24 protein-coding genes and 1 pseudogene are annotated in these 26,454 nt (G+C 47.6%); 8 read left to right on the top strand and 17 right to left on the bottom strand.

What is annotated here, in order from left to right; translation table 11 throughout:
- Positions 1 to 14: 14 nt before the first annotated feature.
- From fliP to fliF, 4 genes are read right to left on the bottom strand one after another with little or no spacing between them, the layout of a single operon-like run.
- Positions 15 to 710 (bottom strand): flagellar type III secretion system pore protein FliP, encoded by a 696-nt coding sequence (gene fliP, locus BM025_RS13275; RefSeq protein ID WP_085849679.1) that lies wholly within the window; start codon positions 708 to 710, stop codon positions 15 to 17.
- Positions 711 to 755: 45 nt separating this feature from the next.
- Entirely contained in the window at positions 756 to 1,040 is a 285-nt protein-coding gene (locus BM025_RS13270) for a FliM/FliN family flagellar motor switch protein (protein WP_085849680.1), read from the bottom strand.
- Entirely contained in the window at positions 1,033 to 1,662 is a 630-nt protein-coding gene (locus BM025_RS13265; protein WP_085849681.1) for a FliH/SctL family protein, read from the bottom strand. The genes BM025_RS13270 and BM025_RS13265 overlap by 8 nt, the downstream gene beginning before the upstream one ends.
- Positions 1,662 to 3,326 carry a flagellar basal-body MS-ring/collar protein FliF gene (fliF, locus tag BM025_RS13260; protein WP_085849682.1) on the bottom strand — a complete coding sequence of 555 codons (1,665 nt, stop codon included), beginning with the start codon at positions 3,324 to 3,326 and terminating at the stop codon, positions 1,662 to 1,664. The genes BM025_RS13265 and fliF overlap by 1 nt, the downstream gene beginning before the upstream one ends.
- 128 nt (positions 3,327 to 3,454) lie before the next feature.
- Here fliF and BM025_RS13255 point away from each other — a divergent pair, with 128 nt between their 5' ends.
- From BM025_RS13255 to BM025_RS13235, 5 genes are all read left to right on the top strand, one after another.
- Positions 3,455 to 3,955 carry a flagellar basal body-associated FliL family protein gene (locus BM025_RS13255; RefSeq protein ID WP_085849683.1) on the top strand — a complete coding sequence of 167 codons (501 nt, stop codon included), beginning with the start codon at positions 3,455 to 3,457 and terminating at the stop codon, positions 3,953 to 3,955.
- Positions 3,956 to 3,964: 9 nt separating this feature from the next.
- Entirely contained in the window at positions 3,965 to 4,372 is a 408-nt protein-coding gene (locus BM025_RS13250; RefSeq protein WP_085849684.1) for a hypothetical protein, read from the top strand.
- A complete protein-coding gene (locus BM025_RS13245) occupies positions 4,369 to 4,977 on the top strand; it encodes a MotE family protein (protein ID WP_085849685.1) in 609 nt (202 codons plus the stop codon). Before BM025_RS13250 ends, BM025_RS13245 begins: the two co-directional genes overlap by 4 nt.
- 69 nt (positions 4,978 to 5,046) lie before the next feature.
- A complete protein-coding gene (gene motA, locus BM025_RS13240) occupies positions 5,047 to 5,916 on the top strand; it encodes a flagellar motor stator protein MotA (protein WP_085849686.1) in 870 nt (289 codons plus the stop codon).
- The gene (locus tag BM025_RS13235; protein ID WP_085849687.1) at positions 5,913 to 8,240 is read left to right on the top strand and encodes a hypothetical protein; all 2,328 of its coding nucleotides are present in this window, start codon (positions 5,913 to 5,915) and stop codon (positions 8,238 to 8,240) included. Before motA ends, BM025_RS13235 begins: the two co-directional genes overlap by 4 nt.
- A gap of 207 nt (positions 8,241 to 8,447) precedes the next feature.
- On the opposite strand, the pseudogene BM025_RS19370 reads toward BM025_RS13235, so the two are convergent.
- The 4 genes and pseudogenes from BM025_RS19370 to puuE all read right to left on the bottom strand — a co-directional run.
- A pseudogene (locus BM025_RS19370) lies at positions 8,448 to 8,938 on the bottom strand (DDE-type integrase/transposase/recombinase); the annotation flags it as partial.
- Positions 8,939 to 9,554: 616 nt separating this feature from the next.
- Positions 9,555 to 10,985 carry a uracil-xanthine permease family protein gene (locus BM025_RS13225; RefSeq protein WP_085849688.1) on the bottom strand — a complete coding sequence of 477 codons (1,431 nt, stop codon included), beginning with the start codon at positions 10,983 to 10,985 and terminating at the stop codon, positions 9,555 to 9,557.
- A 37-nt stretch (positions 10,986 to 11,022) separates the two neighbouring features.
- A complete protein-coding gene (locus BM025_RS13220; RefSeq protein WP_085849689.1) occupies positions 11,023 to 11,529 on the bottom strand; it encodes an ureidoglycolate lyase in 507 nt (168 codons plus the stop codon).
- On the bottom strand, positions 11,529 to 12,938 hold the full coding sequence (gene puuE / locus BM025_RS13215) for an allantoinase PuuE (RefSeq protein WP_085849690.1): 1,410 nt from the start codon (positions 12,936 to 12,938) through the stop codon (positions 11,529 to 11,531). The genes BM025_RS13220 and puuE overlap by 1 nt, the downstream gene beginning before the upstream one ends.
- 150 nt (positions 12,939 to 13,088) lie before the next feature.
- On the opposite strand from puuE, the gene uraH reads away from it, so the two are divergent.
- Positions 13,089 to 13,442, top strand: coding sequence for a hydroxyisourate hydrolase (uraH, locus tag BM025_RS13210; RefSeq protein ID WP_085849691.1), 354 nt, complete (start codon positions 13,089 to 13,091; stop codon positions 13,440 to 13,442).
- Here uraH and BM025_RS13205 read toward each other — a convergent pair.
- A complete protein-coding gene (locus tag BM025_RS13205) occupies positions 13,422 to 14,348 on the bottom strand; it encodes a LysR family transcriptional regulator (RefSeq protein ID WP_085849802.1) in 927 nt (308 codons plus the stop codon). The two genes, uraH and BM025_RS13205, sit on opposite strands and share 21 nt — an antisense overlap.
- A gap of 100 nt (positions 14,349 to 14,448) precedes the next feature.
- Between BM025_RS13205 and BM025_RS13200 the strand changes: the two genes are divergently transcribed.
- Positions 14,449 to 15,684 (top strand): urate hydroxylase PuuD, encoded by a 1,236-nt coding sequence (locus BM025_RS13200; protein WP_085849692.1) that lies wholly within the window; start codon positions 14,449 to 14,451, stop codon positions 15,682 to 15,684.
- Between the two features lie 42 nt (positions 15,685 to 15,726).
- Here the strand turns inward: BM025_RS13200 and BM025_RS13195 are convergent, their stop codons facing one another.
- From BM025_RS13195 to BM025_RS13160, 8 genes are all read right to left on the bottom strand, one after another.
- Positions 15,727 to 16,830: a flagellar basal body P-ring protein FlgI gene (locus BM025_RS13195; RefSeq protein ID WP_085849693.1), complete on the bottom strand. Its 1,104-nt coding sequence runs from the start codon at positions 16,828 to 16,830 to the stop codon at positions 15,727 to 15,729.
- Complete coding sequence (locus BM025_RS13190) at positions 16,830 to 17,837, bottom strand: flagellin (RefSeq protein ID WP_085849694.1); 1,008 nt, start codon at positions 17,835 to 17,837, stop codon at positions 16,830 to 16,832. The genes BM025_RS13195 and BM025_RS13190 overlap by 1 nt, the downstream gene beginning before the upstream one ends.
- Positions 17,837 to 19,291 carry a flagellar hook-associated protein FlgK gene (gene flgK / locus BM025_RS13185; protein WP_244515739.1) on the bottom strand — a complete coding sequence of 485 codons (1,455 nt, stop codon included), beginning with the start codon at positions 19,289 to 19,291 and terminating at the stop codon, positions 17,837 to 17,839. The genes BM025_RS13190 and flgK overlap by 1 nt, the downstream gene beginning before the upstream one ends.
- 43 nt (positions 19,292 to 19,334) lie before the next feature.
- The gene (locus tag BM025_RS13180; RefSeq protein WP_085849696.1) at positions 19,335 to 20,627 is read right to left on the bottom strand and encodes a flagellar hook protein FlgE; all 1,293 of its coding nucleotides are present in this window, start codon (positions 20,625 to 20,627) and stop codon (positions 19,335 to 19,337) included.
- Between the two features lie 89 nt (positions 20,628 to 20,716).
- Positions 20,717 to 21,565, bottom strand: coding sequence for a flagellar motor protein MotB (locus BM025_RS13175; RefSeq protein WP_085849697.1), 849 nt, complete (start codon positions 21,563 to 21,565; stop codon positions 20,717 to 20,719).
- 329 nt (positions 21,566 to 21,894) lie between these two features.
- Positions 21,895 to 23,388 (bottom strand): heme biosynthesis protein HemY, encoded by a 1,494-nt coding sequence (locus tag BM025_RS13170; protein WP_085849698.1) that lies wholly within the window; start codon positions 23,386 to 23,388, stop codon positions 21,895 to 21,897.
- A gap of 12 nt (positions 23,389 to 23,400) precedes the next feature.
- On the bottom strand, positions 23,401 to 24,564 hold the full coding sequence (locus BM025_RS13165; protein WP_085849699.1) for a COG4223 family protein: 1,164 nt from the start codon (positions 24,562 to 24,564) through the stop codon (positions 23,401 to 23,403).
- A 116-nt stretch (positions 24,565 to 24,680) separates the two neighbouring features.
- A complete protein-coding gene (locus BM025_RS13160; protein WP_085849700.1) occupies positions 24,681 to 25,382 on the bottom strand; it encodes a uroporphyrinogen-III synthase in 702 nt (233 codons plus the stop codon).
- A gap of 102 nt (positions 25,383 to 25,484) precedes the next feature.
- Between BM025_RS13160 and BM025_RS13155 the strand changes: the two genes are divergently transcribed.
- A complete protein-coding gene (locus tag BM025_RS13155; RefSeq protein WP_085849701.1) occupies positions 25,485 to 26,453 on the top strand; it encodes an NAD(P)H-dependent glycerol-3-phosphate dehydrogenase in 969 nt (322 codons plus the stop codon).
- Position 26,454 lies beyond the last annotated feature (1 nt).

Below are 26,454 nucleotides of genomic sequence, written 5' to 3'. Positions count from 1 at the left end.
ATATTCCAGCGGGTTTAAAAATAGCTTCGAACCAACGCACTAGAGATCAGGACCCAGCCATCCGAGACAACAAAAAATGCCAATTTAAAGGGCATTGAGACCACGGCTGGGGGCACCATCATCATACCCATCGACATCAAGATGGCCGCAACCACAAGGTCAATGATCAAGAACGGTAGGAATACCAAGAACCCTATTTGAAAAGCTCGTTCGATTTCCGACAAGAGAAAAGAAGGGACAAGGACAGACAAAGCGGCATTCTCTGTCACTGTGCCAACTTCATTGAGATCAGGCCGTAGCGCGGCCAAATGGTCGAATGTGGATGGATCAATACGATTTGCCATAAAGCCTCGAAATGGTTCCATAACCAAAGGAAATGCAGTTTCAACTTCGATTTCACCGTTGATGAGTGGCTCAATACCCATTTCCCAACTTTGGTTGAAAACCGGCTCCATAACAAAGTAGGTCAAAAAGAGCGCCAGACTCACAATAAGCATATTAGGGGGCGCCTGCTGTAGCCCCAAAGCTTGGCGTAATATTGACAGGACAGTCACTATGAATGGGAAGCAGGTCACCATAACCGCCAACCCAGGAACGAGACTAAGAACCGTAATAAGCAACATAAATTGAATTGAACGGTTTGCAATCGAGCCCCCTTCCCCAAAGGAAATGGACAAGTCTTGCGCGACTACCGGCTCAACAAAAATCATGGTTAATGCAGTGAGCACAAAAATGGTTACAAACTGTCGCAAAGGTTAAAGTCCGTCTTTGAGGTCAACGACTTGGGTCAAGCGCACCGCAAGCTGCCCTGCGTTCTCACCATCCATTTCTTGAAGTTCTCCGCGAGCAATAAGTTTGTCACCGATGTAAAGTTCAACAGGGTCTTCGATTCTACGATCTAAAGCCAAAACACTATCACTTTGAAGTTTGAGCAAATCTTTGATCAAGGGGCGCGCACGGCCAACAGAAATTGTGATTTCAATCGGAACCTGAGTGAATGGGTTTTTTTGACTATTTTCTAGCCCTTGGAGTTCATCCATGTTTCATGGCCTCTTCATTAAGTTCATAAATCGACTTGATGGCATTGCCGATACGTTCAATCGCGCTATCCATGTCTATTTTCTTTTCGAGTTCCCCCATGCGCAGATAAACTTGACCATCAGCCAAAGAGGGTTCTTCTAAGATTTCCAATGGAATAGTTAAGGAAGTATCAACCAACGCTTCAATTGCGGCACGACCAGACGGTGCAACAACGATTTGCACCGGCGTGTCTGATACTTCTTCAGCAAAAGGAAGGAGTTCTTCTAAAACTGTTTGCCCAAGCGTCTCAGAGACCAATCGCGGCAAAACCTTTGAAACAATCTCTGTCAAAAGAGGCTCAAGCGCCTTCATGACATGCAATTTAGCTTCATGGAACGTAAAGCCCAAATCCTGCAAATTTCGTGCGAAATCTGCTCCAACCCGACTTTGGTCTTCCATCTGACTTTGCGCCGCATCATCCCACCCAGCTTTGTAACCCTGCTCGTATGCGGCCATGCGATTTGCTTCAATTTCAGCGGGGGCTGGACCTTGAACGACAGGCGGCTCTAGAGATGTTTTCTGACGCGACGTGCTGTGTTTTTCAGAAATTCCAAAGTCTTCTAATGGGAACAAATGTTTCACTAAACACCTTCCTCAGCATCTTCCATCCAGCCCCGGAGAATTTCAACCGTCTCTTCTTGCCGATCCTCGATAAGCTTTTTCAACCTTTTCACAGGATCTGTGGAAATTCCGAAATCATCATCTCCAAAGTCAAAATCTGAAACGACACCCAATGTAGGAAGCCCAAATTCTCCGCTGTCAATTTCACCAGTAAGCGCAGGAGGTCCTCCCCCCATATTCGGCAACTCTGCGACTGGAATTGTTTGTGGTATTGGGGATGTTGTGCTGCTGCCTGGCGCAGGTAGCCCTACTGACGGCAAGGGTGCAGGGAGTTCAATGTTAGAGGATGCAAAAATTGGGCGAACAACAAAAACCCCCAAAACAACCGTCACCAAAGAAAGAAAAGCAAGCTGGATCATTGTCATGACATTAAGATCAGACATGGAGAATAGCGAGCTTTGCACAACAGTGCCCTCGATCACAACGGGCTGAAACTCCATTGTTTTAATGGTAATGATGTCACCCCGTGCCTCATCAAAACCAACAGTGGACGCCACGAGTTCGCGCAGCGCCTCAAGTTCAGTGTCTGAGCGAGGCTCCCACAAAACATCCTGTGTATCAGCATTCGGGCTGCGTATACCGTCGACAAGAACTGCAACTGTGAGCCGTTTGATGGCACCAGGGCCACGCTGCAGTTCTCGACGCGTTTCAGACACCTCATAATTTATACGCTCGCGTACCTCACTGTTATTTGAACTTGAATCACCACTATTGGCCCCATCGCCGTCTGGTAAATTAGATGCAACGGTAACCGCACTGCCGCGACTATCCGTAGAAGACGTGCTATTCTCTTCGGTTTCGGTGCTGATTGCGACACGCCCATCTGGATCGAACTTTGTCTCGATGATCGATTCGATATCAGTTTCATTTTCAACCGAAACTTCGACGACCGCACGTCCAGCACCGACACGCGCCTCAAGGAGACGTTCTATATTTTGCCGCAATTCCTTTTCACGATCGGTTCCTTGCGCAGCCCCTGATTCGGAATCGTCACCAGAAATAACAACTCCATTTCGCCCATCTATAACCGAGACATCTTCAGCAGACAGACCCGCAACCGCAGAAGCAATAAGATATCTAAGCGATTTTGCGCGTTCAGATGAAACCGCACCAGAATTGGTTGTCACGGTCACTGATGCTGTGGCTGCAATTTGACGTTTAAAGGGCTGAGAAGATGGGTTCGCAATGTGAACGCGCGCAGTTTGGATTTGCGGGGACGAGACAATTGTCCGCGCCAACTCCCCCTCCTTTGCGCGCCAATATGCGGCGTCAAACATTTGAGACGTTGTGCCAAACCCAGTCAAAGAATCCAAAAGCTCATACCCACTAGACGAATTTGCAGGCAAACCATCCGACGCTAAGGTCATGCGCAACTCGTCACGCTGTGAACTGGCAACAAAAATTGCGCCACCTCGAATTTCATATGTCACTCCACGCGCTTCTAGTGCTTGCACCACTTCACCCGCAGTGCTGGCATCGAGCCCCGAATATAAAAGCGTCATTGATGGCGTTGTCGCAATGCGTGACAGCCCAATGATGGCAGCGAACATAAAAAGGGTCGCACCAATCACAATGATTCGGCGTTTTGGCTCTAAATTTAGCCAGACAGAAAGAATCTGCTGCAAGACGTCACTCCTTGGATGTGTGGGCTTCTGCCCTCGTCGTTGCCTTAAGATTGATCGAACAGCCTTAATAATCGGTTAGCTAACTTCAGGTTAAAACAGAATCGACGAAGAAATTGGTGGATAAACCTATGGCTGACGAAGAACAGCTTGAAGAAGACACAACGAAAAAATCCAAACTACCGCTGATTGTTGGCGTGGCGTTAATGCTGGTGCTAGGGGGGGGCGGTTTTTTTGCTGTGTACTCAGGTCTGTTGCTCACCCCACCGCACGATTCAACGGAAGAAGATCTTGCCATGCTAGAAGAGGAAGCCTTGGAACCATTGCCCGACGTCGCATTTGTTCCAATTGAGCCGCTGATCATCAACCTACCTAACTCGAGTTCAGGCAACCGACACCTCCGGTTTCAAGCCCAAATAGAAGTGCCTTCTGCATATGAAAAGGAAGTCGAAAGTCTTTTGCCGCGTATCATAGACGTTTTGAACGGCTACTTGAGGGCAGTGGATATTTCAGAGTTAGAAAGCCCTGCCGCATTGATTCGGTTGCGCGCCCAGATGCTGCGCAGGCTGCAAATCGTTGCAGGTGAAGGCCGCATCAAAGACGTTCTAATCATGGAATTTGTCATCAACTAGGAGGCGAAAATGAAACTCATCGCGGATATTTTAATGATTGCGGGTACATTTTCTGTCGCCGTGTATTGTATCGTTTTGGCCAAACGCCTGAGTCGCTTCACCGACCTTGAAAAGGGAGTTGGAGGTGCCATTGCTGTTCTGTCAGCACAAGTGGACGATATGACCAAAATGCTGACGAAAGCTCAAAAAACCGCAGCGGGGTCTGCTGCAAATCTGGAAAATTTGACGTCACGTGCAGAAGATGCAGCCAAGCGACTGGAGTTGTTGATGGCTTCAATGCATGATCTTCCACCACCGCCAAAGCGCGAAGCACCTCAAGCCCCTGTTGCATCTGCTGAAACAAATCCAAAAAGCGAGAATAGCTCTCCAGAAACACTATTCCTAAGTCGACGCTCCCAAGTGGAGGCCGCTGAATGAAACGTGAAAAAACGCACAAGCCTATAAAACGCTCTGGACGCGGGGCACTCCTAATTTTAGCCATTGTATTTTTGATGTCAGCTGGGGCGCGCCTGATATCAGGAACCGGGGCAGCGATCGCGCGTGAAATTTCACAACTTGCCCCCTCCCCTGACAACATAACTCCCAACAATCAAGGCGAGCTATGTGAACCCGATTCCGTCATGACAACACTTCTAGAGAGCTTAAGAAAGCGTGAAGATATCATCGTAGAACAAGAAATGATGATGGCACAAAAAATGAAAAAACTAGACTTAGCGCGTACTGAATTCATGCAAAACCTTGCTTCTCTTCAGCAAGCTGAAAAGCATCTGGCAGCAACAATGGCTGCATCCAGTACCGCCGCACAAGATGATCTAAATAAGCTCACAGCCGTGTACGAAAGCATGAAACCTAAAGATGCTGCCGCTCTCTTTGAGCAAATGTCCCCGGACTTTGCAGCAGGCTTTTTGGGGCTCATGCGGCCAGACGTAGCAGCATCTGTTTTAGCCGGACTTAAACCAGAAACCGCCTACACGATTTCCGTCATTCTGGCTGGCCGCAACGCAAATGCGCCCAGCGAATAACGTCAGGCAATTGTTAATGCAGATGTGCCAATGTGGCAGAAAACATATTTATAGACAGAGGCATACAATATGATCGGCATCGTTGGTATTCTCATCATCTTTGTGATGGTTTTCGGAGGCTATATTGCTGCGGGAGGGAAAATGGGCCTTATTCTCAAAGCGCTGCCCTTTGAATTTATGATGATTGGGGGGGCCGCCGCGGGTGCCTTTGTGATCTCCAATGATATGTCTGGGATTAAACACACCATGAAAGACATGGGAAAAGTCTTTAAGGGACCCAAATGGAAACCAGAGGACTATAAAGACTTACTCTGTTTGCTTTTCGAACTGATACGGCTCGCTCGACAAAATCCTGTGGGCTTAGAAGAGCACATTGAAGCCCCTGAAAACTCGTCCATTTTCAGTAAGTATCCGAAAATACTTTCTGACAAAGAAGCCATTGCTCTTACCTGCGATACTCTGCGCTCAGCGTCAATGAACTATGACGATCCACACCAAGTGGAAGAGGTGCTTGAAAAGCGAATGGAGGCGAACCTCCACCATGCACTACACTCCCCCCACGCAATGGCCGCCATTGGTGACGGACTTCCTGCATTGGGTATTGTTGCGGCTGTTCTTGGTGTGATTAAAACGATGGCATCTATCGATCAACCTCCAGAAATATTAGGGAAAATGATTGGTGGTGCGCTCGTAGGTACATTTTTGGGCGTATTTCTCGCCTATGGTTTTGCAGGCCCATTTGCCGCGAAAATGAAATCTGTCATTGAAGAAGATGCCCACTTTTATCAACTTGTACGAGAAGTATTGGTGGCCAACCTACACAATCACGCAACAAATATTTGCATTGAAGTAGGTCGCCAAAACACTCCGGGGCATTATCGCCCAAGCTTTTCGGAACTTGAAGAGGCTCTCAAAGACGTTAAATCGGACGCAGCATGATACTTACTTTCCTATTTATTGTATTATCCTTGCTTCCCACACTTCTGAGCGCCGCCACCATCAACGTAATCTCTGGCGAACACGCTGACTTTTCACGCTTAGTTTTGCAGTTTCCAGAAGAAACCAAATGGGACATTGGGAAGTTTGAGGGGGGGTATGCCCTCAGTACATCTTCTAAGGACATTACATACAGTATAGATCAAGTATTTGATTTTATTCCCAAAAAACGTATCTTAAAATTGGAAGCATTTTCAGATGGTGGTTTGAAAATATACACTCAAACTGAACTGCATCTTGATGCATTTGAGCTACGAGCAGGCCGGCTTGTCATTGATATAAAAGATGGAATTCCTTCGGAAAATTCAAAATTTGAGATCCCCTTCTCACCAATGAAAAAAGATATCCAATTTGAACAACCAGATACTATTACAGTGAATGCGAGCGACGCGATGGAGAATGGCCAACCATCTGAGGAAAGTTCACCCTCAAAAGCCACCAATCTGTCCATAATTGATAGCATACCGCCCTTGCTTCCTAATATGATGAATCTACCTGCTCAAGAGCTTGCGGAAAACGTATATTTCTCTCCTCTGATCGATCCCTTAAATGAGCCAAATTTCCGTGTCTTGGAAATGGAAGAAGCGCTCTTTAGTCAAATTGGGCGTGCAGTTTCTCAAGGATTACTACAGGCTGACCTTCCAGATACGGAGCAGGTCATTGAGGCAGCAAAACTGCCAACAACTGCTAGAACGCCAAATATAGAACCCATATCTCCAAGGGCTCCACATGACGTTGAAGTCTACGACACTACACATATACGCGTGCAAACCTCTGTAGATAGAGACCGCACAAATTCATCACATGATAACAGTATTGAAGCGGAATCATGTCCACCTACAAACTTGCTCGCCATTGAAAAATGGGGCGAACCACCGAGCGACGGGGTTATTTTATCTGATTTTCGCAGTCAGGCTATCGGCGAGTTCGACCAACCAATTGTGGAAGGGGTTGAAAACCTGGCCAAGTATTACCTCTATCTTTCATTTGGAGCAGAAGCCAAATCTGTGCTCGACGAGTTTGGAGTTTTTGTCAAACATGCCGAATTATTCAGACTCATAGCGGATGTGATGGATGACGGATATAGTGACAGGCCAGATTTATTGGCCCAATATGCTAATTGCTCAGGTGCCACTGGTTTCTTTGCGGCTATGTCACAACAGAAATTTAAACCCCAACGAGATCATGATAATCTTGAAGTCGCAGCATATTTTTCAAGCCTACCATTGCATTTAAGACAACATCTGGGGCCAAGGCTTTCTGAGAGGTTCCTATCAGCAAATGCAATCCAAACCGCGAAATTGATTCAACATGCGGTCTCACGAGCTGAAGGTATACATGGAGATGCATATGAATTACTTACTGCAGAAATGCGACTCTTTGATGGGAATATCAATGAAGCAGTTGAAATATTAGACGTAATATCCAGTCAAGATGGTACTGTTTCTGCTGATGCCCTCATACGTGCGATCGAAATTCGCGCTGCCCAAAATATGAAAATTGATCCAGAGACCGCAGAGCTTGCGGCAATTCTAGCTATTGAGCATCGCGGATCACCTCTTGAAGAGGCCCTCACTCGCGCATCCATTACAGCTCAGATTTACTCTGCAAACCCAGACCGCGCTCTCGCTACACTTGCGCACAAAAATACAATGTCACTTTTACCTCCGGCTGTGCAGAAAGAATTGACCAATGAGGCGGCAGTTGAAATCGTATCATCATTCGCCGATATTGCGTTCGCCAAGGAAGCTGTATTCTTGCTAGAAACAAATGCAAATAAACAGTTAACTGATAGTTCAAAAATTCAAATAGCTGATCGCATGATGCATATTGGGTTTTCAGACCTTGCTTTAAAATTTTTAAACATTGAGGGAGATCTTGATGATCAAACGCGCGTAATTTTAGGAAAAATTGCACGATCGCAGCGGCGTGACAATGAGGCTCTTAGTTATCTTATCAATATAATAGACCAACCCGAGGTAGCCAGAATTCGTGCCGAAATCTATTTAGACCTAAATATGCCCCAGAAATCTGCAAAAGAGTTTCAACTAGCAAGCCAGCTTGAGGCCGCCAATAATGCGAATTTAATTTCGGAAAACTGGGATGCGCTTTCCTCATCAACGGATAAAAGTCTCGCGTCACTTGCTGACCTCATAAAAGGCGCAAAGCCAAGTGAAATTTCAGAAGAAATTACTATCTCAAAAGCGCAAGAACTTCTAAAATACAGCCAATCATCTCGCACTCTTTTTGAAAATATATTAAATTAAAGTCAATGACTGCGCCTTATAAAAAAGATGTAATGAAGTGAACCTGTTTTTTAGAACAGTTTAGCGGCTTAGCTAAGGGGCATCAGGATTGTGTTCATGCCGCCTTTTGAGATTGTTCTGTGTCCAATAATGCGTCGTCTTGGGATCCGAGAGCGTAATGGGCCTGTCGCGCTTTAGTGTCGCCCCAAGTAGCTCGTTTAAGCCACCTTCCTTTTCGAAAGCGACTGGGCTTTTCCAGCCCAGTGCTAAATAGCGGCGGCGCGGATTATAAAATCCATTGATGTATTCCGCTGACCAGCGCTATGAGAGGAGAAGATGGCCATCTCAGCCTTCCATGTATCCCGCCAGATCAGCTCCGCCTTGATGGTTTTGAAGAACATCTCAACAGCAACGTTGTCATAGCGATTTCCCTTGCCGCTCATGGATGAGCTGAGCCCCATGTTGGCGCAAGACATTCTGATAGTCGTATGAGTAATATTGACTGCCACGACCGGTATGATGCCCTTTGCCGGTGAGCGGAATGCAATCGCCATCGTTGAGTGCCTTGATCACAAGATCACGCTTCATCCGATTGCTGACCATTGGCACGGCAGGGTTATGCGTAGCATGATCCCGAGAGAGACCCAACCAATGACGCGCCGAGAATGAAGGCCCAAGATCACAACCAGATAGAGCCAGCCTTCACGCGTCCAGATATGGGCTCTTTAATTGATCGTCTACGCTCGTTGATATTGTCGCTTGTATCGGCCACCAGAAAGTTTTTTCGAAGTCATCTCATTTGGTGCTTCATCTCAACATCCAAGTTGTTGACGTCCCGAAGGTGATATTCGCGGTGCATAATGCTCGTACAGTAGATCGCTCGGGGTTTATCGATTGCCTGCTGCTGTGGCCGGTACGACAACTTTTGAGGGCACGTATATTACGGCTTGCTTTTAGTTTTAGACCTCCTTTGCTTCAAATTTGGCGCCATCTTTCCAAATAGCGTGCATGATCAAGGCAATTTTTCTGGCCAGCGCCACCACCGCCTTTTTATGGCTGGTGCGCGCGTTCAAAGCCATCGCCCAATCTTTAAGCACCTGACCCAGACCGGATTTCACGCGACACAGTAGGCTATTGGCCGCTCATACAAAGCTGCGATCAAACTAGGTGAAAACCCTTGTTCGTCGCAAAAATCTTTTCATTCCTTTAATATCTAACGTGAAAGCTAGGACTAGAAACACATTTCCTACATCTACAACCAATGATCCAAACTATAATATGATCACGAAAAGGCCCGCTATTAAGCGAGGCCTTTTCAGTTTTCAAATGTTTATTTTAACTTTTGAGCGAGCCATCGCCATGCCCGGATAGACCGCCAGAGACTTCCTCAGTCGCTTCGTCAGACAAATCTTCTGGCAAGATCAGATTCAAAACGATAGCAATCACAGCAGCAGGCAAAAGACCGGATGTCATCAAGACGCGCAATGTGTCTGGCAAATATTGAACTGCTTTCGGTTCCAATTGCAATCCAAGGCCAACCGACAAGGCTATTGCAAAGATCACCATGTTACGACGGTTCCACTTTACATCCGACAACATTGAAATACCTGCGGCCACAACCATACCAAACATCACGATCACTCCGCCGCCCAACACTTCGATCGGAACAGTACGAATAACGGCACCAACCTTTGGGATAAGCCCACAAATAATCAAGAAGATTGCACCGATAGTCACAACATGGCGTGACATAACGCCAGTCATCGCGATAAGACCAACATTCTGACTAAAAGATGTATTTGGAAAGCCACCAAAGACACCGGCAATTGCCGTTCCAGCACCATCCGCATAGGTCGCGCCTTGAATTTCTTTATCTGTAGCCTCACGACCAGCACCACCTTTGGTGATACCAGATACATCCCCTACTGTTTCAACAGCAGAAACAAACGCCATCAGACAAAACCCAACAATCGCAGCAAAACTCATTTCAAAGCCATACTTAAAAGGCATGGGCATTTGGAAAACCGCCGCGCGACTCCAACTTGTGGCTATACCATCAAGAGTAACCATGCCCATGATCATCGCATAGAAATACCCAACAATAATGCCAATCACTACAGCAGACACTGCCAACATCCCGCGAGCATAAAACTTCAATGCTAATGTAACAAAGACCACAACCAAAGCTGCAGACCAGTTCAAAAGCGAACCATATTCTGGGCTATTGATCGCAGGAACCCCACCAGCGGCATATTGAATGCCAACTTTCACCAATGCCAAACCGATCATCGTCACCACGAGCCCCGTTACCAATGGAGGCAAGGCGAAACGAATTTTACCAATTACAGTCCCCAACAACATATGGAACAAGCCGCCAATGACGACACCTCCGAAAAGTGCGGGAAGTGCTTCAACGCCCTTGCCAGCAACTAACGGAATCATAATCGGAATAAACGCGAAGGACGTTCCTTGAACGATTGGCAGACGCGCGCCGACAGGGCCCATACCGATTGTTTGAAATAGCGTAGCGATCCCCGCAAACAACATCGACATCTGAATAAGATACGTCATATCAGGGAACCCTTGCGCCCCAGCATCAGATCCAAACCCAAACCCTGCAGCGCCAGCAATAATAATGGCAGGTGTAACGTTAGATACGAACATCGCCAAAACATGCTGGATGCCCAAAGGAATAGCACGGTGAAGTGCCGGTGTGAAATTAGGATCGCGGAGTTGTTCCGGCGTCCCGATCGAAGTCTTTGACATTGTGTTAGGTCCCTATCGTTGGAAAAATCAACCAGTCTTAATTGCTGGTGTATTCGTGCTTGGTCTTGATGATAAACGGCGTCTCGAACCAGTGCTCCTCCAAATTTGGCCCCTCACCGATCCGGTCAACAACTGCGAACAGCCCAGGAGCATGAAGCGGCGTAAGAACACCGTGCCAAGTGCCACGATTGTAGCTTACCCCTTGGCCTGCTGCGGTCAAGAACGCCCTTGGCACCCCTGGAGCACCATTTACATCAGGTGCAACAATCACAACGAATGCATCAAAATTCATCGGCAAGAATGCTTGTGTTCCTTCGGGATGACGCTCCATCATATCCAAATAAATCGGAAAACTGCGCGGCGTTGCTTTGAAAATGCTGATGCCTGCCGCACCGTTGACGATGTCGATGGTCGCTCGGTGGTGGTAACGCTCGCACATCCCTTGATTGATCATTTTGTCCGGCGCGCCGGATGTATCTAAGACATCACCGTATGGCGCAAAGGCTGCCGCAGTCAGCGGCTCAATGTAAATATTTTGGCTCATCAGGTCATTTTTTCGATCAGTCGCAATTCAGCAATCCGCTCAACTTGCTTGCAAGCTTCTGCAAATTCAACATCACGCGGGTGATCTAAGCGGCGCTGAAAAGCCGCCAGAATTGATGATTTTGTGTGATCGCGTACTGCAATAATAAAGGGAAAGCCAAACTTTGACGTATAGGCATTGTTCAGCTCGGTGAAGCGAGCGCGCTCAATATCAGTCAAAGCATCCAAGCCAGCCGCGGCCTGTTCGGCCGTTGAGTCAGCGGTCAATCGTTTAGCTGCTGCGAGTTTACCCGCCAAATCAGGGTGGGCAGTCAAAACACTTAAGCGCTGCACCTCAGATGCTGAGCGGAACACCCGCGCCAATGCCTGATGGATACCTTGAGCTGTATCATGGGTCGGCCCAAGATCGAGCGCATGCGCTTTTTTTGCAATCCATGGGCTGTGTTCAAATATTCCGCCAAAGTTTGAGACAAATGTGTCGAGATCCATTGTGGACGGTTGTATTTTTTTTGTTGCGGGATGCTCTTGCGCCCAGTGTTCAGCAATCTGCAGCCGCGTTGCAAACCATACATCTTGGTGAGATTTAAAATACTCAATAACACGCCGCAAAGCAGCCGCGCGACCAGGGCGCCCAATCAAACGACAATGCAGCCCAATCGACAATATTTTAGATGCACCATTCGCACCCTCTTCATAGAGCATGTCAAAACTGTCTTTTAGATAGCTTTCAAATTGATCGCCGTTGGTGAAACCCGCTTGGATAGAAAAGCGCATATCATTGCAATCCATCGTATACGGGACAATCAACTGATCACGCCCATCAAACGTCATCCAATAGGGTAAATCATCAGCATAGCTGTCAGCGACATAGGTAAACTGACCCGTTTCAGTGGCCAAACGCACGGTATTGTTAGAGCATCGACCTGTATACCAACCGCGTGGAGGCTCACCCGTAACCTCAGTGTGAAGACGGATGGCTTGAGCAATCTGTGCCCGCTCTTCGTCTTCAGGCATATCTTTATGTTCAACCCATTTGAGACCATGACTGGCAATTTCCCAACCTGAGTGTTGCATCGCTTTGACTTGTTCAGGTGCGCGCGCAAGCGCTGTCGCCACACCGTAAACAGTCACCGGAAGATCGCTTAGTAGTCGGTGAACCCGCCAAAAACCTGCGCGCGATCCATATTCATAGATCGTCTCCATATTCCAATGACGCTGATTTGGCCAAGGTTGCGCGCCAGTAATTTCGGATAGGAACGCTTCCGACGCCCCATCACCATGCAGGATGTTGTTTTCCCCACCTTCTTCGTAATTCAAAACAATTTGAACAGCGATCTTTGCCCCATTTGGCCAATGTGCCACTGGGGGGGTCGCTCCGTATCCGGTCATATCACGTGGGTAGCGCTTCACAGTGTGTTTCCTTTTTGGAGTTAGGTAATATTATTCCAAAATAATAGATTTCTTTTTCAAAAAAAACGCGAAAGAGCATATAGACAGCCAAGATTTGCTGCAATGTAAGTCAACAGTCTATAAGTATTTAATATATCAAGAGGACACACCATGGCCGGATATCTTACGACGCATGTTTTAGACACAGCGCGCGGTTGCCCTGCAGAGGGAATTAAAATCAATTTATTTCAAATAGATGGCGACATACGGTCACATATCAAAACACTTAAAACAAACGCAGACGGCAGAACAGACGAGCAAATTTTACCAACGGATGCGTTTGAGGTTGGCACTTATGAGCTGCTTTTTCATGCAGGTGATTATCTTGACGCAATAGGCATACCGCCAGAAAATCCACGCTTTCTTGACCTGATCCCCATTAGGTTCGGCATGTCACTAGACACACATTATCATGTTCCGCTTCTTTTATCACCTTTCGGGTACTCAACTTATCGCGGTAGTTGAGCTGCTGCGCACAACTGCGCTGATACGGTCAATCATAAAATCCATGAATAATCTGGTTTTTGGATCTTGCCCTTTACGATGAGTAAATAAGCAAGCCATCTGAATTGACTCCGGCGGGTTTTGCACAGCAACCGGTATCAAGTATCCTTTGGCGATATACTCAGACACTTCGAAAATCGGCTTCATAGCAATGCCATGTCCGCCCAAAGCCCAATCTGTTAAAACATCTCCATCGTCGGACTCGTAACGCCCTGCTATCCGATATTTTTTAGCCCCATTAGCTGTTATCAAAGGCCATTGAAATTCTGTGGCCCCAGGAAAACGCAGGCTCAAACATTCGTGATTGTCTGCAATCAGCGCATCACCAGACTTTGGGTTGCCTCGCTTTGCAATGTAATCAGGCGAAGCACACAAAACGCGCTCAACATCTGCAATTTTCCTAATTCGTAGATTACTATCCTCAGGTTGGCCAAGGAAAAATGCCAGATCAAGGCCCTCAGTCGTCAGATCCACCTTGCGATCGGTTAAGCGCAACCTCACTTTGACTTCAGGATATGCGGCCAAAAAAGCGGGGACCTGTGGGGCAATCAATCGACGCCCCACACCCAAAGGGGCCGCAACAAACAAAGACCCCTTTGGATTCTCTGTGATATTCACAACCTGAGCTTCTGCGCGCCCCACAGATTCCAACACCTCGCATGCGCCTTGATAAAATGCCTGCCCCTGCTCTGTTGGTGTTAGACTGCGTGTTGTGCGCTGAAAAAGGCGAACACTCAAATGATCTTCAAGTTGTGAAATGCGCGAAGATGTAACTGCTGGCGAAATACGCAAATCTCGCCCTGCTGCAGACATACTGCCCAATTCATAGACACGAACAAACGTGCGGATATTATCAAGATAGGACATTGTTTTGTTTTTTTTGATACTGTTTGATTTTTTGCAGTAATAGCAGAAGAATAACATGTCGCATAGGGTGACATAAAACATGAATCTTAGGAGATATATCATGTATGATCTGGCTGTAATCTGGGATTGGATTTCGTTCTCAGTTCGCTGGCTACATGTCGTCACTGCGATGGCATGGATCGGTGCGTCATTTTTCTTTATTGCACTAGACTTAGGTTTGAAAAAAGTGCCCGACATGCCAGTCGGTGTGCGAGGGGAAGAGTGGCACGTTCATGGCGGTGGATTTTATCAGATTCAGAAATATCTCGTTGCACCTGAGAACATGCCTGAACATCTGATCTGGCATAAATGGCAAAGCTACATCACATGGGTATCAGGTGCCGCATTGTTAATGATTGTTTACTGGGTTGGCGGCGAGCTATTTTTGCTTGATCCAACCAAAACCCAGCTTTCTCTATGGCAGGGCATCTTGATATCTGGCGGGTCGTTGACCATTGGGTGGCTAGCCTATGATGCCTTGTGTAAATCCAAACTTGGAAACCAACCGACACTGCTAATGCTTTTGCTCTTTGTCATTCTTGTTGTGATGTCATGGGGATACAATCAAATTTTCACAGGGCGCGCAGCCCTACTCCATCTTGGTGCATTCACCGCGACGATCATGACAGCTAATGTATTCCTGCAAATCATGCCCAACCAGCGTATCGTCGTCGCTGATCTGAAAGCGGGACGCACCCCTGACGCGAAATATGGTAAAATTGCTAAGCTACGCTCAACGCATAACAACTATCTGACCTTGCCGGTGGTTTTTTTGATGCTGTCCAACCACTATCCACTCGCATTCGGCACTGAGTACACTTGGATCATTGCCAGTCTCATCTTTTTGACAGGTGTAACGATCCGCCACTACTTTAATACAATGCACGCAACCGGTGCAGGCCCACACTGGACTTGGGCAATTACCATAATATTGATTATTATTATTGCTTGGCTTTCCTCTGTCCGCCCAACAGAAACATTGGAAACGGCTGAGTCTCGCGCGCTTACGCCATACGAGCAAAAGTTTACATCCGTTTCAGGATTTCAGGATGCATACGACGTAGTGACTGGAAATTGTTCGATGTGCCATGCGAGAGAGCCTGCTTGGGGAAATATGAAGTGGGCGCCAAAGGGCGTTTATCTAGAGACACCTAGTGACGTTGCGCTACATGCTAGTCAAATCTACCTACACGCTGGCCTAAGTCACGCGATGCCACCACCCAATGCTATTCAGATGGACGAAAAGGACCGCGAAACTATCGTTGCTTGGGTGCGCCAAGTACGCGCAGGTGAATAAGACAGCCTAGCCGTTGCTTCAATTAACACGCGAAGTGTAGGGCTATCTCACTATAAATTCAGCATGAAGCGCGCCAGCGGCTTTAATACTTTTAAGAATATCTATCATATCTCTCGGAGACACACCCAGCGCATTCAAACCTGCAATAACCTCAGACAGCGATGTCCCTTCTCGAACTTCAGCAAGTCCTATCCCAGGCTCTTCTTCAATAGCGGCACGAGTTCTAGGTACAATGACCGTTCCACCCTCCGAAAATGGGTTGGGCTGAACAACGAGAGGCTCTTCTTCAATTCTAAGCGTCAAGTTTCCTTGGCTCACCGCCACTCTAGACACTCGGACATCTTCCCCCATCACAATAGTTCCAGATCTTTGATCAACGATCACACGCGCCTTGCGTTCAGGTTCAACAGAAATATTTTCGACACGACCAAGCGCGTGGGCAGGGGAAAGTTCTCTAGTTGCCTTAATGTCCAACACAACAGTACCAGCATCAAGCATGCGCGAGACAACGCGGCCAAAGTTGTTGTTGATTGCAACCTCAATGCGCTCTGCCGTAGTAAAGTCTGGATTTCTCAATGCAAGACGGATTGATTTCAACTGCGTAAAATCAAATTCGATTTCTCGTTCAATTCTTGCACCTGATGGAATCACGCCAGCCGTTGGAACACCCTGTGTCACAGTTGCACCATCACCTTCAGCGGATGCTCCACCTGCTATGATTGTGCCCTGTGCAACTGCATAAATTTGACCATCCGGTGCATTCATCGGTGTCATGATCAATGTTCCACCAAGCAAGCTTTTAGCATCGCCAATCGCTGAAATCGTTACATCGATTTGTGAGCCTATTCTGGCAAAAGGTGGGAGCGTCGCAGTTACAAACACGGCAGCAACATTTTTGGGACGAAATTGCTCTCCCGAAACATTCACACCCAGCCTCTCAAGGATATTGGACATTATTTCTTCTGTAAAAGGCGCATTTCGAATGCCATCTCCCGTCCCGTTTAGGCCGACAACCAAGCCGTAACCAACCAGATCATTGCCACGCACCCCATCGAATTCAACCAAATCCTTAATACGAATAGGTGAGGCAAATGATACGTTTGCAATCAAAGTACAGAGCGCGACTGACAGTAAAATTTTAAGCATTAAAGGTAATCCGATAGTTTCATGCGAGATAATCGTGCCGTTATTGTATAGATCATCTCCAATTGCGCTTGGGTTTGCGCGAGGAACGCCGCAGAGTCATAAACATCGGCCGAGACAATTTCAGATTTTGCCATTTCCAATACATACCCTTCGGCGGAATTTGCCATTTTTACTTCACTGATTGTATTTTCAATGGTTCCGACATGCGCGCGCGCAGTGGTAATCGCAACTTCTGAAGACATTAAAGTTTCGCTAGCCGATCGTAGCATCAAACGTTGCTCAGACAGATCACCTTCCAATATGCCCTCGTTCACAAGCGATGCGAGCACAAGCCCCTTAAGCGTATCACGAATTGATTGATCATCTGCTTTGATATCAATGGCGGCACGTTGATTTTCATTGAGCGCGAATGGAGTAAGATCGTTTTGGGACCCTAAATACCCATTTGTTTCGAAACCGCCCCCTACCGCATTAAACCAGTCATCCACGACAGTTATGACACCTGCGGCATCTACTTCGCCCAACACGAGAGCCTCAATTTCCGCCATCATTTCATTAGAACTGGCTAATGGAGCTGATCCAGTTGCAGCCCCCCCCATAAGCGCGCGTCCACCCACTCGAGTGTTCAGTACCGAAACAACAGAATCAAGTTTACCGCGCGCGTCTCTGGCCATCACACCAATTGTCATGGGTTGATCCATGTCTGACACAGCTAAAAGATTAGCCGAAGCATCTGAAATTTGGTCTGAAACTGCCCCCAAAACCGATTGCAATGAGGATGTAAAAAGTTCGGCCTCCGTAACGGCAGAGGAGTATGCCCCCAGTGATCGGATCGATCTTTCGAGAGAAGCAAGAGGCGTAAAGTCCCCTGAAACGGCTTCTCGCAAATCACTTTTCTGACCACTTGCAACCTCGTAGTTATAGCGTTCTAAATTCTGTTTTACTTGTGATGTTAACCGCATGTTTTTAAGTGAAGATGCAAGATCTCCGTAAGAAATACTATTCATCAGAGCATTCCAATAAGTTGATTAAGTAGCGTATCGATGGTTTGAATCACTTTGGCATTTGCGGCATAGCTTTGCTCAATCAAAATAAGCTGCTGCATCTCAAAATCAGTGTCGACACCTGCTTCAAGTTCAATGGTTTTCAAGCTTTCTTGACGTGCTGCGGAAAAGCTCATCCCAGTTTCCAAATTTAAAAGATCGCCCTCAACCAAAGAATAGAAATCCGCAGATAGGTTTGCGGCACTTCTCTCAACTGTCGTAAAATCTCCAGAGACGACCACACGTGATTTTTGCAACGCTTCTGTCATCGCTATCAAAAGAGTTGAATCCCCTTGTTCGCCTTCAATCACAGCGCCTAGACCGTCCCGTATTTTCCACAAATCACCTGACTGATCTGGATCGATGAGGGCGTTGACACTCAATCGATTTGCAAGCGCTTCTTCATTTAAGGGGTCCAAAATAGTGCCACTGTCAGTGAACAAACCTGCGGCAGCAATGCCTAAGGTGGGGTCAACATCGGTTGTTTGAAATCTCTCAATAAGATCACGCGCAACAGCATCAAGTTTAACCTGTGCACTTGGAATCAATTGATCACGAACCTCAAAAAGCCCAGCCAAACTCCCCCCCGCAATCGCACCTTTATCGGCATTTGTGGAAACTGCTTGCCCATTAATCGTCAATCCAGAAAGGATACCACTTACGACCGTCATATCAGGGGTAATCGTTGCAACTGGCGTAAATTCTATTGTGGCCGCTTTGGAATCTATCAAAATTGCGCCACCAGGACTGTACAAGGAGACTGCCTGGTTCTCACGACTGATTTCTTTGACAGGTATAATTTTCGAAATTTTATCGATAACTTGTTGTCGCTGATCCAAAAGAGAGTTTGAATCATAACCGGATGATACGCTTTGCTGAATGGCTACGTTGAGATCCACGACTTGCTGCAAAGACGATTGCAACAAGTCAACAGTATTGCCTATATCTTTATCTGCAGTCATGCGAGAGGACATAAGTGAATCCGCCGCGGAGTTAATTTTTTCTGCGAGGTTTTGGGCTGAATACAAAACAGACTGTAAACGAGATTCCGATTCAGGCCGACTCGCCGCCTCAATTAGGCTTTTCTCTAATGATACGATTTGACCTGTAATAGAGCCAGCCTCATCAGCTTGCCCCATTGCATGCGCAAAACCATCGAGAAAACCTGTGCGCGATTGTGCCAATGCCACTTCGCCATCTGCAATCCTACGTTCCCCGGTCGTCACGGGATCTGTATGACGCGCAATTCCAACAACCGTTACTCCAGCGCCAAACCGACCCAAGTTCTGAGACGAAAGTTCGATATCGCGACGACTGTATCCTTCAGTCATCGCGTTTGAGACATTCGACGAGACAACACCCGCAGCCCGAGATACTGCGTTTAAGCCCGAAAGGGCATTTGAGAGAGCACTTCCCATACTCATGATCGTGATCTCCTTTCCCTAAGGGCCATTTTAGCGGTTAACGTTTAATGTTTGTTGTTTCTTGCAGCATTTCATCAACAGTTTGGATGACTTTGGCGTTGGATGAGTAAGCCCGCTGGGTCTGGATCAAGTCGGTCAATTCGGATGCAACATCTGTTGTTGAGCTTTCGCGAGAATATCCACTAACAGCCCCGGTCGGACCATCGCCAGCATCCCAAAGGAAGAACGATCCTGAACTTGGAGAGACTTGGTAAGCTTGACCGCTGAGAGAGGTCAGGCCGTTATAATTCGGCACATCTACAATGGGAATTTGATAGATGGTTCTCGTGAACCCCGTGTCATATGTTGCTGTCATGTAGCCGTTTTCGTCCACCTCAACAGACGTAAGGTTGCCCACGGGAGAGCCATCTTTGGTGATTGAGGTTGGCGAAAAACTGTCAGATAATTGGGTCAGGCCATTGGTGTCACCCAATTGACCGATGGAAACGTCCATCGAACCGCCATCGACCTCAAGAGAAAGCACGCCCGTACCAGATGCATAGGAAGAGGTCGCGGGGTTGTTTGTTGTTGGGGTAACAGAAAACAATGTCCCGCCCTGCTCACGCGTGTCGTCAAATACAAGCGTATATTCACCGACAGTGGCACCGCCAGATGCTGAATCGGACATTGTCATTGTCCAAGTATTGTCAAGCGTCGCAGAAGGAGAAAAGATAAGATCTATGGATTCAGATGTGCCGAGATTGCCAAAGTACTCTACGGATAACGGGTAGTCGCCATCTGCATCCTCGGCCGGTAGGTTTACACCCAAATTCATTTCCGTGGTCGGATCGCCGGCTGTTTGGTTTGCGTTGATGACAACGGGCTCCAGGTCTGTGACTGTATCCCTTGCATATGTTGCGATTGAGCCATCCGCGTCAGCAGGCCACCCAAGAAGAACAAGGCCTGAGTCTGTCTTTAGAACACCGCTTTCATCTGTGTGGAAAGACCCTGTCGTAGTCATCATCATAGGCTCATCACCGGTATTATCGATGGATTCTACAGTGGTAACTGGCAGCATACCTCGTCCGGAGATGGCGAGATCGGTTGCATTTGAAGTTGAGACAAGTGCGCCACTTTCTTGGATCAACCGTGTCGTTGAGGCCAAAACACCACCTGCGGAATAGACGCCTGAGCCCTGATTTCCTGTTAGAACAAGGGCAGAAAACTCTGTTTCGGCTTGTTTGTATCCGTAGGTTCCAGAGTTTGCGATATTATCTGAGATTGTTGCGAGGCGAGTGGCGTTGGCGCTAAGGCCAGCCACACCTGCACTAAGAGAGGATGATAGAGACATAGGTAGCGCCTTTCTGGTGCTAGGTTCAGAAATATTGACCCCAAAATGCACAGCTTCCCTTAACAGGCGACTAACATCTAAAAACTGATCTAATTCTTCCGCACTTTATTTCTGAGCAAAATAATCTCAACACGGTTGTTTCGAGCTGCCATCGGGTTGCGCACAGCGGGTTGTCGGTCAGCGTATCCTGTGACCCTTTGGACGCGAACGGGCTGCACTCCGCTTTTCTCTAATATTTTTCGAATTTGATCAGCGCGGTTTGTTGAGAGATTCCAGACCGGATTATCAACAACTACAAGAGGTTCCGAGCGTACATACCCTGTGACGGCCATATCATTCTTCACCACAGAAAGAGCGCGCGCCATCATTTCAACCAGCATGATTGTCACCAATTCCGGTTCGGTTTTACGTGGTGTAAAAAGGGGTTCATCTTTGAGGTCAAACAGCTCGATGATAAGCCCTTCATCCGTCACGCGGGTCACAATGTGACGCATCGCTTCACTTGCAGCCATGCTTTCTCCGCTGAATGCCGTGAAGAGTTCTTGGACTTCAGAGAATCCCTTGGCGTCTGCAGCTTTGACGGCATCTTCGACAGATGTCTCGTCGCTGGACGATGATTCTGCTGTTACCGCCTGCGAGGTTGCAGCGCCGGTTCCATTTTGCGCCAATGTTTCTTCGGTAAAAACGGAATCACCACCAAAGGTGCCATCCCCGCCGCCCGAAATTCTATTCACGGGAATGGTCGGATTAAAATAATCCGCTATGCCCTTACGCTGCTTTTCAGTTGTTGCGTTCAACAGCCACATCAAAAGAAAGAATGCCATCATGGCCGTCACGAAATCCGCGTAAGCCACTTTCCAAGCACCGCCGTGGTGACCACCACCGCCGACGACTTTCTTTCTTTTAATGATTATTGGCGCGTTGCCTTTAGCACTCATGCCACCACCTCATTTAGTCACCCGAGATGATGAATACCAAAGAGGTGTTGATGCTGGATTAACTGTTAAAATACGCGCTATTTTTATAGCTTTTATGCAGCGTCCTGTGGGGAATTAAACCCCGCAAGAAAGATCATATTTCGACCTATATCACCGAAACATTCGCTGTAGTGATGACCCCTTATCGCGCACAGGTTTGCGCGTGTATATTTTGAACCTATGTTCTGTTTCGCAAGAGTTCCACACTGGGTCGCCGATGACATCGGTCACACAATAGAAGCCAAAATAATGGATTCAAGAGATGCAAAACACAACGCTAGCTGTGTCAGCTATTTGTCAGGATCTTCGTTACTTTCGAGCTCAATAATATCCGCATCAGACACTTCGGACTGGTCCGTTAAATTGGCAACCACTTCAGCATCCTCGGTTTGTGCAGCTGCATCACTCGAGGCACCCACAATCATTGGTAACATCTCAGTTCCCGAAGGCATGGACACCTCAGAATGCGGTGGAGTACGCCAACTCAACGTGTCGAAAGCAGCGCAATTGTCACAAACTGGCGTCCAAATAGCATGAACAGTTTGGCACTTATCACAGATCCACTGCGGCCCGCGCGGCGCGGTCAGTGCACGGGTCAACCAACCACGCACCACAACATCTTCAGCCCCTTCGCCCCGCTCAATCGCTGCCATCAAAGTCATCGATCTTGCTGTTGGGTCAGATTTAATCAGTTCCCCCAATGCACGACGTGCGGCAGGAAAATCTTCTGCTGCAATCTGAAGTTCTGTCATCAGCATTTTAGTCTCGGGATGGTCCAGCTTGGCACTCACCAAACCTGTAAACCGTTTGATCCGTGCCGCAGGTGTCTCATCCGGTGCGATACGTGCAAACGCGGCTGCAAGATCGGGATGAGGCTGTGCATCCCAAGCTTTTTTCAAAACCTTTGTCGCAGGACGTGCTTTACCTTGGCGCGTGTATTCGTCAGCTGCCATCACCGCAGCAGGGATTAAGTCAGGGGATTTTTTATTAGCTTCGATTGCTGCTTCTTGCGCTTCAAGTGTTGCGCCCTTTTCAAAAATGCCCTTCGCTTCGGACAAAGCCAAAACAGCATCACGGCGCTTGTGAACATCACGCGGAATGGCTCCATGTTTCAGCTTAGCTGCTAGCGTATTGCGTGCGGCTGCCCAATCTTTTTTACCAGCCTGTAATTGCAAAAGCGTATCTTGCGTCTCAACATGCTTGGGTTTGATGGCAAATGCCTTTTCCGCCAATTTCAAAGCAGTCTCAGTATCACCCTCGGCCAGCTTTTGTTTCATAATCCCACGCACGCCCACAAACCGCGTACGGTCATCGGCAACAAGGCGTCTATAGACCTCTTGCGCCTTACGTTTATCGCCGGTCATTTCCGCCGCTTGGGCTGTCAAAAGATTAGTCAACTCGGGCTTACCTAAGTATTTTTCAGCCTTTGACGCTTTTGCCATCGCAACGCGGCCCTCACCAGAAGCCAAAGCCATCATACCCTCAGCCATCGCTTCGAACCCTTTACGTTCACGATTACGATGAAAGTAACGTGACAGGGCAGTTTCGTCCCCCAACAGGAACTTGATGAACGCGATGCACAAGCCAACGAGTTTCAACAACACCCAAGCCGCAACCAATAAAACCACGATGGCGATGACAACTTTTATCGGCGACAAGCTAATTTTGAACCCCATAAAGGCAATATCCATACTGCCCTCGCTGTCCATCAAGAACATTCCGCCGAACGCCAATGCAGCAACAAGAACAACAAAGAAAACGATTTTTACCAGTGACCAAAGCATGAGAACGCCTTTCTATTGAGCAAGCATTGCGGAGAGTGCATTTGTAACATCAAGACGGGTTTGCGCATGCGCCACCCAATCGGCCATCGCAGCTTGCCCCACATCGGGAAGTGTCGAAATTTCGGTTAAAGCAATTTGCAGATCATTATCTCGAATGGCTTGCTGTGCACGCGATATGATCGCATCTGGCGACATACCATCCTGCGGCGTCAAAGATCTGAGTCCAAGCTGCGTTCTTAAAAATCGATCCATCCAACCTTGGTTTTCCGAGCCCGATTTCGCCGTTTCAACAATCGCCAAATCTGCAGCACCTTCAAACTCTGTAGAAATTTCTTGCAGTGTGGGAATGCCTGTAGTTGCTGAGCTGCGCACTACGTTAGGAACGTCCATATCCAAATTGGCCAATACTGCTGCGTAAGGCTGCCCTGTTGTAATCGCTTCTTGAAGGCGCGCAGCGGCAGATGCATTGGCTGCATTGGCCTCTTCATTTTCAGCAGCGACTTTAGCCTCTTTCAATCGCGCAACTTCGCTATTCAGCAAAGACTGCATTTCTTGCAATTGTCGCTCATAAGCTGCGGTTGCTTCTGGCGACACAATTGCTTCAGCAACCGGTGCAGCCTCAACAGCAGTTAGACGTTGCTCAATTGCAGCCAATGCAGATTCAATTGGCGCAACTGTAGCACTCAAATCAATCTCGGCGATTTTGTCATCCACCGATATCACGGCATCAATGCTGTTTTGGCGCACCATCTCAATAGCATCAGACATCTGGGCGCTTTGTGTTTGCGTCTCGGCCAACGCGCCCTCAAGCGCAGTCAAACGTTCCTGCAATTCGGTCGTGTTTGCACCAGGGAAAGGCCACCCTTCCGGCTTTAAAAAATTGGCCCCTGCAAACCCAAGACCGACACATACGACACCGCCCAAAAGCAACGGGAAAAACCCTTTTTTATGAACAGATGCTTGGTATGGAACTGAATTCACAGTATCGGCCTCGACAACATCAGGTGTTAAATCTTCTGACGCATCGCTCGAAGCCAAATCATCAGCCTTGGCGTCAGCTTCAAGAATATCGGTTTTGTTGACTTTGTCGGCATCAACATCCAATTCGACCTGAACCGTTTCAGCGTCAGTCACATCAATTTCAGATCTGTCTTCAGTTTCGACGACATCAGTCACCACTGTATCCTTTGGAGATTTCTTTGACTGTGCCACAGGTAAACCTTTCGAATCCAAACCAACATTGTGTCTTTATGTCATGAACCTAATCTGTCTCAAAACGACCCTCAAGTCATTCAACTCATCTGCGACGCAATGGCCGCCATCATTGCCTCTGAATTAGGTGCTTGAGCCAAGATGATACGATGTGGATTTGACCCAAACCAACCACTTGCCGCCACCTTAGATATAGCAACAACAATAATCTCACCTTCAAAACTGCGCAGGTTTTGAGAAATAATACGAGCAGATCGCGCAGAATATACGGGCACACAAATCATTTTGAGCTGCGCCAATTCATACTGAACCTCTAGTGAAAATGCGCAAGCCTCTTGTCGGTACACAATACTTGATTCGACCTCTAATCCAGCCAAATTCAAATCTTTTTCCAAATCTCCATGTATATGCTCACCGCGCAAATAAAGCAGTTTTGAAAAACCGGACTGTTGCGCCAATGTCACCAAATCACGAGAGGTCCCCCCTGCAGATATTGCCTGTAAGCCAACCTGTGTCGCCGCTTCAGCCGTGGCATCCCCAACACAAAGGGCAACATCCGCAACAGCAGATTTTACTGCCGCGGGCACTCCGTGCTTTGAGGTCAAAATATATGCGTCGAAGTGATCCTTATGGGCCTTAAATGGTACAAATGTGATCGTAATGGCCGGCGCAACGATAACATGTGCGCCTTTGTTTTGAGCCAACAACGCGCGCCGCAGCACTTCTGCGTCATTTTTGGGCCGAGATATAAGAACTGTTGTTGGCAAACTGAACCTCAGCATTGTGTGAGTGTTGCCTCAGTGTTACCTCCCAATGAGAGATGAAACAACGCTTAGTGGTTTTTTGAGTTTTTCTTAGGCCCGCCACAGTATGAAAGGCAAATTATGACTGGAGTTGCTGTCCTTGGTGCGGGTGCATTCGGAACTGCTCTTGCAATTTCTCTGAGTGCGGTTCGGAACGATGTCGTGCTTTGGGCGCGCGCAAAAGATCAAATTGCCAAAATGTCATTGGATCGGACAAATGCAAAACGCCTGCCTAATTGTCACCTGCCTGCAAATTTAAAACTGACATCTGACTTACAACGCGCCTGCGCCGCTGACATCATTCTTATTTCGACGCCAATGCAAAAGTTATCCGAATTTGCGCAGGAAAACCGTACGCTTTTGGCCGGAAAGATATTGGTATCTTGCTGTAAAGGTGTCGACCTTGAAACAGGCCAAGGCCCCGTTGAGTTGCTTGAACGCATTGTGCCAGATGCACGAATTGCCATCTTATCAGGTCCCTCTTTTGCGATAGATATAGCTGAAGGCTTGCCAACAGCACTCACGATTGCAAGCAAAGACGAAGCCCTCGTGTCAGATTTACAAGCCACCCTCGCCACCAATAATATTCGACTTTATTCTAGTTTAGACCCTATTGGCGTAGAATTTGGCGGAGCGTTAAAAAATGTCATGGCCATAGCTTGCGGTATCGCTATAGGTGCTGGTCTTGGCGAAAGTGCGCGTGCGGCATTGATGACGCGCGGCAATATTGAAATGCAGCGCCTTGCCAGCGCGCTTGGAGCACATCCTAAAACTTTATCAGGACTATCTGGATTTGGGGATTTGGTTTTGACCTGCACCTCAACGAAATCTCGTAATTTTTCTCATGGCATTAAACTTGGCCGTGGCGAGCCGATAGACCCAAGTATCACCGTCGAAGGTGTTGCGACGGCCCATGCCGCCGCAAAACTTGCTGCCCAGCGCGGTGTGGATATGCCCATAACAAATGTCGTACGTGACATTCTGAATTCTTCAATCACAATAAACGAAGCGGTTGAGCTGTTGCTCTCACGGCCGCTCAAAAGGGAGTAAA

This window comes from Pacificibacter marinus (assembly GCF_900109555.1).
GTDB lineage: Bacteria > Pseudomonadota > Alphaproteobacteria > Rhodobacterales > Rhodobacteraceae > Celeribacter > Celeribacter marinus_C.
This window is presented reverse-complemented; position numbering and strand designations above follow the sequence as displayed.